Here is a 12,277-nt window from a genome sequence, read left to right on the forward strand (position 1 = left end):
AGTTTAAGGCTAATTGTGAAGTGTCCTTTTTGTGGAACAGATGATACCCAAGTCATTGACTCTAGAGTCAATGATGAGGGTGACTCCATTCGTCGCCGCCGTAAATGCGGCGCATGTGATAAGCGCTTTACTACCTATGAAACGGCAGAACTGCATTTACCACAAGTTGTGAAGCAAAATGGCACACGTGAAGAATTTAAGCGCGAAAAGTTAAGGGTGTCATTTACGCGTGCGTTGCATAAACGCCCAGTACCGACAGAGTACGTGGATAAAGCACTAGACCATGTCACACAAAAGATATTGGCGCGCGGCGAGCGCGAGGTGCATGCCAGAGACCTAGGTGAAATGGTGATGCATGAGCTTAAAATGATGGATAAAGTGGCCTATATCCGTTTTGCCTCTGTATACCGGAGCTTCTCTGATGTGGATGACTTTAATGATGTTATCCGTGATTTAGACAAGCAAGCCGTGGCGCCTAAACGCCGCACTACCGATACTTAAAATGCCACCAATCTATCGTTAACCCATCGATATCCTCCAACGTTTTTGTCTACATTATCCACATCTGATTACACATATATGAACCTTGCATTGCGCTTGGCAGCGCAGGGTTTATACACCACGCAACCTAACCCTAGGGTAGGTTGCGTCATCGTTCGCGATAATCAAATTGTTGGGCAAGGCGCACATCTTAAAGCGGGCGAACCACATGCTGAGGTATTTGCACTGCGGCAGGCGGGTGCGCTAACAGAAGGCGCTGATGTTTACGTGACATTGGAGCCATGTAGCCATTTTGGTAAAACACCGCCCTGCGTACAAGCCGTGCTTGCAGCAAAACCCAAGCGCGTGATTATTGCCATGCAAGACCCTAACCCGTTGGTGGCTGGGCGTGGGGTGGCTGCCCTGCGTGCGCAAGGCGTAGAAGTTGTGGTCGGTTTGCTGGAGCATGAGGCCGTTGCGCTGAATGTAGGTTTTGTTGCACGCATGACGCGTGGTTTGCCCTATGTGCGCAGCAAAATCGCTGCGAGTTTAGATGGCCGCACCGCACTCAGTAACGGTAAAAGCCAGTGGATTACTGGTGAAGCTGCGCGGCAAGATGTGCAGCACTGGCGCGCGCAGTCTTGTGTGATTTTAACTGGTATCGGCACGGTGTTGGCTGATGACCCGAGCATGACCGTACGTTTAGACTCAGCCATTCGCCAGCCAATGCGCGTGGTTGTGGATAGTCGTTTACAAATACCATTAGACAGTAAAATGTTGGAGCCATCGATGTTGACACATAGCCCAGTGCTTGTAGCATACGCGGCAGATGCACAGCAGCGTGCTGTGGTCTTGAAAGCTAAAGGTGCCGAGCTGATTGCTATCCCTAATCAAAGGCAGCAGGTAGATTTACAGCAGCTGTTGCAAGTGCTAGCGCAACGCGGTGTGAATGAAGTGCTAGTTGAGGCAGGGCAGGGGTTGAACGGTGCATTGCTGCATGCCGGCCTGATCGATGAGCTTGTATTCTATTATGCTCCCAAGCTGATGGGTGGCGCCGCGCACGGTATGTTTGCTATGCCGGAGTTCACATCCATGCAGCAAGTGCCAGATTTGCAGGTGTTGGATGTGCGTCAGGTTGGCGCTGACATTCGCGTGCGTGCCAAGCCTGTAGGATGTGCAGTTTAGTGCTTATAATGGTGCTGTCGCATCAATTTTTAGTAGCGTAGAACTAACGCCTATTGATGTATGGTCACAATCATTGTGCACTTGTATTTGGCATTATGTTAGCGCTTAAATAGAAATGGAATCATCATGCTGATAGATACCCACTGCCATCTGGATGCAGCCGAGTTTGACGCTGACCGCGATAATGTCGTGCGTGCTGCATTTAAGAATGGGGTGTCTGGTATTGTGGTGCCCGCTGTGGTGCGTTCTAACTTTGATGCTGTCATCAACCTATGTCAGCACTACCAAAACTGCGTGTACGCGCTTGGCGTGCATCCCATGTATGTGGAACAATCTTCATTAGACGACATCGACCAGTTGCGTGTCTATGTGCAAAATCACCAGCCTGTTGCCATTGGTGAAATTGGTTTGGATTACTTTTTAACCAATCCAACCAGTCACCCTGAAAACATTAAACTACAAACGCATTTCTTTATAGAGCAGCTTAGGATTGCGCAAGCGTATGACTTACCGGTTATTTTGCATGTGCGGCAGGCGATAGACGATATCTTGAAGCAATTACGCAAATATAAAGTTAAAGGCGGGATTGCACATGCCTTTAACGGCAGCATTCAGCAGGCCGAGCAGTTTATGGCCTTAGGGTTTAAATTGGGGTTTGGCGGTGCAATGACTTATCCCCGTGCGTTACGAATTCGTGCATTAGCGACGCAGCTTCCCTTAGAGGCTATCGTGCTGGAAACTGATGCTCCAGATATTCCACCAGAGTGGTTGGGAACAGCTGGCAGAAACAGCCCAGCTGAGGTGCTAAAAATTGCACAGGTTTTAGCAGATTTAAGGCAGGTTGATGTGGCTCAAGTGCTTGATATTACTGGCGCCAACGCTATAAAAATCATGCCAAAATTAGCTGACTTATGCACACCAGTTAATGCACTACATTAAGAATGCCAAAAAAACGTTAACAATCAATGGGTGTTTTGTAAGTGATTGATTTTTATAGATTAAATAATAGATTAAAAAATAAGCGATTTAAAAAAAACCTTATAAATTGGTATGTTACGTTTTTAAGTCACAATAATTCACAAAGTTATCCACAGATATTGTGGGTAGTATTTTAAGTTCTCGGGAACTTTTTAGAAGTCAATATTTATATTTAATAATTTTTATAAAAAAGCGTATAAATCGTTAGGGTTTTCATGTTAGTAAATCATCAGCAATACCGTACTATTTGGCCCAATTTTGAGTATGCACAAGCCTGTGTGGAGATTATTGACCAGACCAAGCTGCCTCACGTTTTTGAGGTGGCTAAGGTGGCAACGCTGGCACAGATGATAGTGGCGATTAAAACCATGCAGGTGCGTGGTGCACCTTTGATCGGCGCAGCGGCAGCTTACGGAATTGCACTTTCCGCTTTAGATAGCTGTTCTGATCTGCATTTGCAGCAGTCAGCAGAGCAGTTGATTGCCAGCCGCCCAACCGCGGTGAATTTGAAGTGGGCGGTACAGCGTATGCTGAGTGCTTTACTCAGATTGCCAGACACGCAACGTCAATCTGCAGCATGGTCAGAAGCTGCGCAAATTTGTGATGAAGATGTGCGGCTGAATCAGGCAATTGGTGCACATGGCCTGACTTTAATCCAGGCCCAGCATCAGCAAAAAGCACGCACCATTAATATACTCACGCATTGCAATGCAGGTTGGCTGGCAACGGTGGATTTTGGTACGGCGTTAGCGCCGATTTACGCAGCACATAATGCAGGCATTGATGTGCATGTGTGGGTGGGTGAAACGCGCCCGCGTAACCAAGGTGCTAGTTTAACGGCATGGGAGCTGGGTCAACACGGTGTGCCACATACGGTGGTTAGCGATAATGCCGGTGGGCATTTGATGCAGCAGGGGCAGGTAGATATGGTAATTGTGGGCGCCGATCGCGTCACCGCGACAGGTGATGTGTGTAATAAAATTGGCACCTATTTAAAAGCGTTAGCAGCGTTTGATAGCGTGGCGCTGGGGCATCATGTGCCTTTTTATGCGGCGGTGCCGTCACCTACCATTGATTGGACGATAGAAGACGGTGTGAAATCGATTGAGATTGAAGAGCGCGGTGCAGAAGAGCTGTCTTGGATGAGCGGCAAGCTGGCCGATGGTACGATTGCCGCGGTGAACATATTGCCGCATGGTACCCGGGTGGCAAATCCGGCATTTGATGTGACGCCGGCAAGGCTGGTGACGGGAATCATCACTGAGCAGGGCGTTTTTTCGCCACAGCAATTAAGCGCCATGCAACGATAATCGGATGGATATTGCGATGATAGAAAATCTACAGCACGCACGCGAGCAGCTACTATCAATGAGTCGGCAGCTTTGTGCGCTGGAGCTGAATCGTGGAACCTCAGGTAATGCAAGTGTCAGAGTAAGCAGTGCGCAAGGACAGTTAGGTTTGCTTGTCACCCCTTCGGGTATGGCAGTCGATAAAATGACACTAGATGATTTAGTGTGGATGGATTTTTCAGGCAATGCGCAAGGGCATCGTGCACCATCGAGTGAGTGGCGATTTCATGTGGATATCATGCGGCAAAAACCAGAGGTGAATGCTGTGATTCATACCCATAGTATGTTTGCCACTACATTAAGTACGTTGCGTCGAGATATTCCCGCATTCCATTACATGATAGCAATGGCCGGTGGCGATAGCATCCGCTGTGCGCCATACGCGCTCTTTGGCAGTCAGCAGTTGTCAGATAATGCCTTGCTTGCATTGGATCAAAGAAACGCATGCTTGTTAGCAAACCACGGCATGATTGCCATTGGCACTAGCGCAGAAAAGGCGCTCAATGTGACGGTGGAGGTGGAAACTTTATGTGAACAGTATTTACGAGCGTTGCAGATTGGGGAGCCGTACATTTTGACTCAGCAAGAAATGAAAGAGGTTTATGAGCAGTTTAAGGGATATGGCGCGTGGGCCAATAACCCTTAATCATCTAGGTGTGAAGAGGGCTAATGCTTACTCTTTGCTTTGTGGTCTGGCTGTCAGGAATAAACGCATAAAGAATGCCGCCATTAACAGCACAAACACAATGACCCCTAAACTTAATAACCCTGTAAACGTGCCAAACAGATTTGCATACATTTTCTAGTCTCCTCAATAAAACATAATCACCTTTGATTAATGCATTGGTAATTTTATTCGGATGAGAATTCATTTGATTGATTTATATCAAAATTACGTTATTTGCTTCAGATTAAGAATGGCGTTGTTCAAGATTGCCTTAACAAAGCTTTGCAAAAATAACCCCAGTAAAATAAACGCAGAATTAAGAGTTTTTATTTGTAGGTGTTAGGGCTTTAAAGTAAAATAGGCTCCCGTCTGTAATAATAATTTAAGTGCCTTCTCCATGACCAAATATGTATTCGTAACCGGCGGTGTTGTTTCCTCTCTTGGTAAAGGCATCGCCGCCGCCAGCTTAGGCGCAATTTTAGAGTCACGTGGTATCAAAGTGACCATGCTCAAGCTAGACCCCTATATTAACGTTGACCCAGGGACTATGAGTCCATTCCAGCATGGTGAAGTGTTTGTCACCGATGACGGGGCTGAAACCGACTTGGACTTAGGTCACTACGAGCGCTTCATTAGCCAGCGCATGGGCAAGCGTAATAACTTCACTACCGGCCAAATTTACGAAACCGTGATTAAAAAAGAGCGTCGCGGCGAGTATCTAGGCAAAACGGTACAAGTGATTCCACATATTACCGACGAAATCAAAGCGCACGTAAAACGTGGTGCCGAAGGTGCTGATGTAGCGATTGTTGAAGTTGGCGGTACGGTAGGTGATATTGAGTCATTACCATTCTTAGAAGCAATCCGTCAGATGGGTTTTGAAGAAGGCAGAAACAACACCTGCTATATTCATTTAACCCTGTTGCCTTGGATTCCAACTGCGGGTGAATTAAAGACCAAGCCTACACAACACTCTGTAAAAGAGTTGCGTGAAATTGGTATCCAGCCAGATGTATTGCTATGTCGCGCTGACCGTAATATTCCTGAAGATGAGCGCAGAAAAATCGCACTATTTACTAATGTGGCATCTGAGGCCGTAATCAGTGCGATTGATGCAGATTCAATCTACAAAATTCCAGGCTTGCTACATGAGCAAAATCTAGATGGCATTATTTGCGATAAGTTAGAACTTAAGGTTAAGCCGGCTGATTTGTCAGAGTGGGAGCGCATCGCTACTGCATTAGCCAACCCTAAACACTTGGTGAATGTGGCGTTTGTGGGTAAGTATGTTGACTTAACTGAATCTTATAAATCACTGACCGAAGCGTTGATCCACGCTGGCATCCACACTGAATCAAAAGTGAAAATTCACTATATGGATTCTGAAGATATCGAGCAAAAAGGTACTGCTGCATTGCAAGGTATGGACGCAATTTTAGTACCGGGTGGTTTTGGTGTGCGTGGTACAGAAGGCAAAATTGCTGCGATTCAATACGCACGTGAGAACAAAATACCTTATTTAGGTATCTGTTTGGGTATGCAATTGGCGGTGATTGAGTTTGCACGCCACGTAGCTAATTTAGCTGATGCCAACAGTACTGAGTTTAATCCACAAGCGCAGCATAAGTTGATTGGCCTGATTGATGAGTGGCAAGATGCATCAGGTAACATTGAAAAACGTGATGAGAATTCAGACTTAGGCGGCACTATGCGTTTAGGCGCACAAAGCTGTCCTATCGTGCCGAACACTTTGGCTGCAAGCATTTACGGTACAGCTGTGAATGAGCGTCATCGCCATCGCTATGAGGTGAATAATCACTATGTAGATCAGTTAAAAGCCGCTGGCCTAGTGGTTTCTGCAAGAACGCCAACTGAAGACTTGTGCGAGATGGTTGAGTTACCACAGGATGTGCATCCTTGGTTTGTTGCTTGCCAGTTCCACCCAGAGTTTACTTCTAACCCGCGTGCTGGCCATCCGTTGTTTACGGCTTACGTGCAAGCGGCGCTAAACAATAAAAAATAATCTGGCAATTAATACAGGTGTAGATAAACGCAATATGCATTGGGGTTTACAGCTAGCGTTTATCTATATCGGTTTTATCGCTAATATTTAAGGTGTTAATCGTATGAAATTATGTAACTTTGATGTGGGTCTTGAGCATCCACTATTTTTAATTGCAGGCCCATGTGTGATTGAGTCACAGCAAATGGCGATTGATACCGCCGGTCAGCTAAAAGAAATTGCCACAGCGCTCAATATCCCATTTATTTACAAGTCTTCTTACGACAAAGCTAACCGTAGCTCCAATAAAACATTCCGCGGCTTTGGCATGGATGAAGGTTTAAAGATTTTAGACCACGTACGTAGCCAAATCGGTGTGCCAATTTTGACCGATGTGCATACAGAAGAGCAGGTGCCGCATGTAGCTGCTGTGGTCGATGTATTGCAGACACCAGCATTTTTGTGCCGTCAAACAGACTTTATCACTGCCTGTGCACGTTCAGGCAAGCCGGTGAATATCAAAAAAGGCCAATTTATGGCACCTGGCGATATGCGCAATGTGGTGCAAAAAGCCAAAGAAGCTAACGGCGGTGCAGACAATATTATGGTGTGCGAACGCGGCGCTTCATTTGGTTACAACACGTTAGTTTCAGATATGCGCGGACTTGCCATTATGCGTGAAACAGATTGCCCAGTGGTATTTGATGCCACACATTCTGTGCAGCAACCTGGCGGTCAAGGCGATAAAAGTGGTGGTCAGCGTGAGCATGTGCCTGTCTTAGCGCGTGCCGCAGTTGCTAGCGGCATTGCCGGTATTTTCATGGAAACCCATCCTGATCCTGCAAAAGCACTATCGGATGGCCCAAATGCGTGGCCGTTGCACAAAATGAGAGATTTGTTAGAAGTCTTGGTAGATTTAGACAGATTAGTTAAAAAAGCTGGTTTTATTGAAAGTACGTTGTAAAAAATAATTAGGCTGCTGTACGTAACTGTTAATTAAGCGTTTATGCGCAAACAGGTGTGCGTCTGATTTATTGGTAGCCAAACGATTTAGAACTTAGGAGAAAGTAATGAGCGCAATTGTAGATATTATCGCCCGCGAAATTTTAGATTCACGCGGTAACCCAACTGTTGAAGCAGATGTACTACTTGAAAGTGGCGTAATTGGCCGTGCAGCAGTGCCTTCAGGTGCATCTACTGGTGCTAAAGAGGCAGTTGAACTACGTGATGGCGATAAAAACCGTTACTTAGGTAAAGGTGTGTTGCAAGCGGTTGAAAATGTAAACACTGAAATTACAGAAGCGATTATCGGTTTAGACGCTGAAGAGCAAAGTTTTATCGATAAAACTTTGATTGAATTAGATGGTACTGAAAACAAAGACCGCTTAGGTGCAAATGCAATCTTGGCTGTATCAATGGCTTGTGCACGTGCAGCGGCTGAAGAGTCAGGTTTACCACTTTACCGTTACCTTGGCGGTTCAGGCGCTATGCAATTACCAACCCCAATGATGAACATCATCAACGGTGGCGCGCACGCTGACAACAGTGTGGATATGCAAGAGTTCATGATTATTCCAGCAGGCGTACCTTCATTCCGTGAAGCGATTCGCTGTGGCGCGGAAGTATTCCATGCTTTGAAAAAGACGTTACATAAAAAAGGCCTTGCTACTACAGTTGGTGACGAAGGTGGTTTTGCACCAAATTTACCGTCTAACGAATCTGCGATTCAGTACATTTTGGAAGCGATTTCAGACGCAGGCTACGAGCCGGGCCGTGATGTTTTCCTAGGTTTAGATTGTGCAAGTACTGAGTTCTACAAAGATGGTCGTTACCATTTAGAATCAGAAGGTTTGGCACTGACTTCAGGCCAATTCACTGACTACTTGGCTACATGGTGTGATAAATACCCAATCATCAGTATTGAAGATGGCATGGGTGAATTTGACTGGGAAGGTTGGGACATCCTGACTAAACGTTTAGGTAAAACAACGCAGTTGGTGGGCGATGATTTGTTTGTGACCAACACAAAAATCCTGCGTGAAGGCATCCAACGTGGCGTGGCTAACTCTGTATTGATCAAAGTAAACCAAATCGGTACTTTGACTGAAACATTCCAAACCATTGAAATGGCTAAACGCGCTGGTTACACGGCTGTGGTGTCACATCGTTCAGGCGAAACAGAAGACAGCACGATTGCTGATATTGCTGTGGCTACTAATGCATTGCAAATCAAAACAGGCTCACTATGCCGTTCAGAGCGTATTGCTAAGTACAACCAACTGCTACGTATCGAAGAAGAGTTGGGCGATGCAACTAGCTACGCTGGTAAGTCAGCTTTTTATCAATTATTTAAATAATTTTATGATGCATTTGAATCGACCCCTGATTGCGATTGAACGCTATGTTAGTTGCGTAGCGTTCACTTATGCGTCAGGTTTCCGTTCGATAGCCAATTTGAATAATTAAAATTGAAAGCCCTCACGCTAATTTTTGTGATTCTGATTGCCTTGTTACAATATCCATTGTGGCTTGGTAAAGGTAGCTGGTTACGCGTGTGGGACTTAAATCGTCAAGTTGCACTCCAGCAAGAAAAAAATGTCACTTTAAAAGCACGTAATGGTACGTTAGAGGCCGAAGTGCGAGATCTAAAGAGTGGGCAGGCTGCGATTGAAGAGCGTGCGCGTAGTGAGCTTGGTATGATTAAACAAGATGAAGTGTTTTATCAGGTGATAGACCAGCCACTGCCTCAAGCGTTGCCAGTTCCAACACCAGCACCTCAGGCTGGACAGTCCGCACCTGAGATTCCGTAACTAATCTTTTCTAGCTTAAATTTCGGTTTGAACTAGCTGACTGCAGTCAGCTACGTAGTTAATCTAAGCCACCCCTTCACAGTCACTTCAACATCAAATTTTTATTAATGACAGATACTGCCATTGATAAAGTAGCGATGAAGCTTAGTCTAAAGCGGGTAGGGTAATGCTTGAATCGCTAATGCCTTGCCATCGATCAATAGTTGATTGTTATTAACATGCTCGGATCTGATTTCAGCAAGCAAGTCGTAGCCACCATTGGGGGAGACGGCACTTCGTACTACCTTGCCAATCGGTTCGTTGGCAGCATTCAGCACATTATCACCAGGGGTGGGTTGTATAGTGTGATCTAAATGCGCTAAGTATGTGCGGCGCTTGATGCTACCTAGATAATGTGTGCGGGCGACAATTTCCTGACCTGTGTAACAACCTTTTTTAAAGTTGATACCGCCTATTAAATCCAGATTTAACATTTGTGGAACAAACTCTTCTTGTGTAGCAAGTTTTACATCTGGAATGCCAGCTTGTATCTCTAACCATTCCCAATGTGAGGCATCAGTCACGGTTGCATGCAATGATAAAGCGTTCCAAATAGTTTGCGCTTGGCTGATGTCTGTGAAGATCTCAAACCGTCCATGTTTGCTTGGCAGTTTAAGTAATGCAGCGTTTTCAAGTGATACTAACTCATAGTCATTTTGCGGTACTTTTGAGAATAGCGTATTTAGTAGTTCGCTAGCCTTGGCGCCGCTTAATCCAATCTTAATGATGGAGTCACTTACATCTTGTATTTCTACCTTACTACGCATCACGTACATTTTAAGCCGTTTAGCCACTGCTGCGACTAGTTCTGCTGGCATTTGTAAATGAATGTGGTCATGATGCGAGAATGCTAAAAACAGCGCGAGCATACGACCTTTGGGTGTGCAGTAGCCGGAGTAATGTGCTGTGCTGCCGTTTAATAGTTTGATGTCGTTAGTGACTTGACCCTGCAGAAAATTAAACGCATCAGCACCATCAATTTGTAATAGGCCTAAATGAGAGAGGTCACACAAAACGGTTTCATGGTCCAACAATGGCGAGGCCTCTCCTGTATTCTTTGGAGAAACTGATGTTTGAATAAATTGATGCCATTGTTGATTGCTCATGTTAACCTTTTGTATTATTGCTTAGTATTAATAGACCATTTAAAACATATTGCTGATTATAACGTGAAGCCTCTCGACCTGAATTTCAAGCCCTCATTTATTTTATCTACTGCGATATTCCTAATGAGTGTCATGAGTAGCTGGATTGTTTATGTGGTTAACCTATCTTTATTTATACAGAGTTTGTTTTTATTGTTGATTTGGCTGGCGGCTACCTATGCCATTATTGGAGACGGGTTGCTGTTGTTACCGTGGTCACCGGCAAGGCTTCATATTAACGCTAAGAATGAATTGAATGTTATTCGAAAGAATGGTCAGCTTTTAAGCGATGTGTCATTAAAGAGTCACAGCGTGGTCACGCCGGTGCTGACGATTGTTCATTTCTTACCTAAACATACCACATGGTTTCAACGTCTGTTCAGCCAGCGACTTGTGATTTTGCCTGATAGCGTGGATGCAGAAGCGTTTAGGCAGCTTAGAGTATGGTTGCTTTGGGGACAAAAGCGCAAACAGCGTTAGATGGTTTTATCTAACGCTATGTTTCGCGCTTTATTTTGACACTTGACCCCCCCTAGTTAATCACATTAAGTAATGTCTTAAGTGATTGCTTAGATGAAATTACGTTTCTTTTTTAATCGCTTGTCTGCGATTAATTAGATTACGCCAGTGCATTTTTAACTCATTGACCGGATGTTTTGGCAAGTAAGCGAATATAAATAACACGCCTGCTAACGTCGCCAATATCCAGCGTAACTCAAAGTTGGCGTTATCACGGCGTGCAGGTTTTTGTTTTTTCATTGCATTGAGTATTGATGACACGCTATCAGCACGCACATACATACCATTAATTTCTTTGGCAAGATCTTGTAAGTATGTTTCGTCTAACTTAGATAAGTATCGGTCACTCTCACCATTAGCAATGCTATCGTTTCTAGAGCCTATATTGGCTTCTGATATCTGCGCAATACCAGGCTGCATCGCGAAGCTTTCGTTGGCCCAATAACCAATCAGCTGGTTATGCTCATCAAATTTTGGGATAGGGGTGCCTTTGTCCGAACCTACACCAACCAGTAGCCAGTCATCACCACCTTGAAAAGCACTTAAGTCTTCTCGATTAAAAACATGTAACTTAGGTGCTTCCTCACCATCTGTGAAAAACACTACTTGTGCTGGTGCTGGAAAAGAGCGGATGGTTTTAGCCAATACTGGCATGCTCGCCCTGATCCTACTATTGCCAGACCAGCCCGTGCGCCAGTCAAAATGATCAATGGTGTCGTTAATCGCATCAAAGTTCTCGCAGACTTCAATCGGTGTATACAGTGCAGCAACGCTTACCCCTGCAAACAAACCAATACTGACGTTAGTGCCGCATGGTAGCTCACTCACCAGTTTATGTAATGTATCTTGTATATACACTAAACGTGACACTGGTTTTCCATTGAGTGTTTTATCTACCACATTCATGCTTTGTGAAATATCCACAGCAAATATGTAGCTATAGATGTTGCGCTTAACTGGAATCGTCGGATTAAATAATGCGATGACTAATAGTATAAAAGCAGCGAGCAACAGACTTACATCTTTGCGGTGACGTAAATAATTATAAATTGGATGCATAATGAATCAATCAGTCTTAGTTTTCAGTTGGATTTCATTCATCG

13 protein-coding genes are annotated in these 12,277 nt (G+C 44.9%); 10 read left to right on the plus strand and 3 right to left on the minus strand.

Annotated elements, in window-relative coordinates:
* Window positions 1–15: 15 nt before the first annotated feature.
* The 5 genes from nrdR to FG24_RS08340 all read left to right on the plus strand — a co-directional run bounded on the left by nrdR (window position 16) and on the right by FG24_RS08340 (window position 4,638).
* Entirely contained in the window at window positions 16–501 is a 486-nt protein-coding gene (nrdR, locus tag FG24_RS08320; RefSeq protein WP_036302491.1) for a transcriptional regulator NrdR, read from the plus strand.
* 45 nt (window positions 502–546) lie between these two features.
* Entirely contained in the window at window positions 547–1,665 is a 1,119-nt protein-coding gene (gene ribD / locus FG24_RS08325; RefSeq protein ID WP_369797029.1) for a bifunctional diaminohydroxyphosphoribosylaminopyrimidine deaminase/5-amino-6-(5-phosphoribosylamino)uracil reductase RibD, read from the plus strand.
* Window positions 1,666–1,791: 126 nt separating this feature from the next.
* Window positions 1,792–2,604, plus strand: coding sequence for a TatD family hydrolase (locus FG24_RS08330; protein ID WP_036302495.1), 813 nt, complete (start codon window positions 1,792–1,794; stop codon window positions 2,602–2,604).
* Window positions 2,605–2,858: 254 nt separating this feature from the next.
* The gene (gene mtnA, locus FG24_RS08335; RefSeq protein ID WP_036302497.1) at window positions 2,859–3,953 is read left to right on the plus strand and encodes an S-methyl-5-thioribose-1-phosphate isomerase; all 1,095 of its coding nucleotides are present in this window, start codon (window positions 2,859–2,861) and stop codon (window positions 3,951–3,953) included.
* A 16-nt stretch (window positions 3,954–3,969) separates the two neighbouring features.
* Window positions 3,970–4,638, plus strand: a complete 669-nt coding sequence (locus FG24_RS08340) for a class II aldolase/adducin family protein (RefSeq protein WP_036304127.1) — start codon at window positions 3,970–3,972, stop codon at window positions 4,636–4,638.
* A 27-nt stretch (window positions 4,639–4,665) separates the two neighbouring features.
* Here FG24_RS08340 and FG24_RS12550 read toward each other — a convergent pair whose 3' ends face one another.
* Window positions 4,666–4,791 carry a DUF3149 domain-containing protein gene (locus FG24_RS12550; protein WP_081880962.1) on the minus strand — a complete coding sequence of 42 codons (126 nt, stop codon included), beginning with the start codon at window positions 4,789–4,791 and terminating at the stop codon, window positions 4,666–4,668.
* Between the two features lie 265 nt (window positions 4,792–5,056).
* Here FG24_RS12550 and FG24_RS08345 point away from each other — a divergent pair, with 265 nt between their 5' ends.
* The 4 genes from FG24_RS08345 (at window position 5,057) to ftsB (ending at window position 9,471) form a co-directional block, all read left to right on the plus strand.
* Complete coding sequence (locus tag FG24_RS08345; protein WP_036302499.1) at window positions 5,057–6,682, plus strand: CTP synthase; 1,626 nt, start codon at window positions 5,057–5,059, stop codon at window positions 6,680–6,682.
* 103 nt (window positions 6,683–6,785) lie between these two features.
* Entirely contained in the window at window positions 6,786–7,625 is an 840-nt protein-coding gene (gene kdsA, locus FG24_RS08350) for a 3-deoxy-8-phosphooctulonate synthase (RefSeq protein ID WP_036302501.1), read from the plus strand.
* Window positions 7,626–7,731: 106 nt separating this feature from the next.
* Complete coding sequence (gene eno / locus FG24_RS08355) at window positions 7,732–9,018, plus strand: phosphopyruvate hydratase (RefSeq protein WP_036302503.1); 1,287 nt, start codon at window positions 7,732–7,734, stop codon at window positions 9,016–9,018.
* A gap of 111 nt (window positions 9,019–9,129) precedes the next feature.
* Complete coding sequence (gene ftsB / locus FG24_RS08360) at window positions 9,130–9,471, plus strand: cell division protein FtsB (RefSeq protein WP_036302505.1); 342 nt, start codon at window positions 9,130–9,132, stop codon at window positions 9,469–9,471.
* A 149-nt stretch (window positions 9,472–9,620) separates the two neighbouring features.
* On the opposite strand, the gene FG24_RS08365 is transcribed toward ftsB, so the two are convergent.
* The gene (locus FG24_RS08365) at window positions 9,621–10,616 is read right to left on the minus strand and encodes a YgfZ/GcvT domain-containing protein (protein WP_036302507.1); all 996 of its coding nucleotides are present in this window, start codon (window positions 10,614–10,616) and stop codon (window positions 9,621–9,623) included.
* Between the two features lie 132 nt (window positions 10,617–10,748).
* Between FG24_RS08365 and FG24_RS12425 the strand changes: the two genes are divergently transcribed.
* Window positions 10,749–11,135 carry a protein YgfX gene (locus FG24_RS12425; protein WP_152553399.1) on the plus strand — a complete coding sequence of 129 codons (387 nt, stop codon included), beginning with the start codon at window positions 10,749–10,751 and terminating at the stop codon, window positions 11,133–11,135.
* A gap of 99 nt (window positions 11,136–11,234) precedes the next feature.
* Here the strand turns inward: FG24_RS12425 and FG24_RS08375 are convergent, their stop codons facing one another.
* Complete coding sequence (locus FG24_RS08375; RefSeq protein WP_036302509.1) at window positions 11,235–12,233, minus strand: VWA domain-containing protein; 999 nt, start codon at window positions 12,231–12,233, stop codon at window positions 11,235–11,237.
* Window positions 12,234–12,277: the final 44 nt, after the last annotated feature.

The organism is Methylotenera sp. L2L1 (genome assembly GCF_000744605.1).
Taxonomy (GTDB): domain Bacteria; phylum Pseudomonadota; class Gammaproteobacteria; order Burkholderiales; family Methylophilaceae; genus Methylotenera.

Excerpts from the sequence above, each read along its gene's own strand:
- FG24_RS08330 (WP_036302495.1), top strand. The coding sequence starts at position 1,792 with ATGCTGATAGATACCCACTGCCATCTGGATGCAGCCGAGTTTGACGCT.
- mtnA (WP_036302497.1), top strand. The coding sequence starts at position 2,859 with ATGTTAGTAAATCATCAGCAATACCGTACTATTTGGCCCAATTTTGAG.
- FG24_RS08340 (WP_036304127.1), top strand. The coding sequence starts at position 3,970 with ATGATAGAAAATCTACAGCACGCACGCGAGCAGCTACTATCAATGAGT.
- FG24_RS12550 (WP_081880962.1), bottom strand. The coding sequence starts at position 4,791 with ATGTATGCAAATCTGTTTGGCACGTTTACAGGGTTATTAAGTTTAGGG.
- FG24_RS08345 (WP_036302499.1), top strand. The coding sequence starts at position 5,057 with ATGACCAAATATGTATTCGTAACCGGCGGTGTTGTTTCCTCTCTTGGT.
- kdsA (WP_036302501.1), top strand. The coding sequence starts at position 6,786 with ATGAAATTATGTAACTTTGATGTGGGTCTTGAGCATCCACTATTTTTA.
- eno (WP_036302503.1), top strand. The coding sequence starts at position 7,732 with ATGAGCGCAATTGTAGATATTATCGCCCGCGAAATTTTAGATTCACGC.
- FG24_RS08365 (WP_036302507.1), bottom strand. The coding sequence starts at position 10,616 with ATGAGCAATCAACAATGGCATCAATTTATTCAAACATCAGTTTCTCCA.
- FG24_RS12425 (WP_152553399.1), top strand. The coding sequence starts at position 10,749 with ATGAGTAGCTGGATTGTTTATGTGGTTAACCTATCTTTATTTATACAG.
- FG24_RS08375 (WP_036302509.1), bottom strand. The coding sequence starts at position 12,233 with ATGCATCCAATTTATAATTATTTACGTCACCGCAAAGATGTAAGTCTG.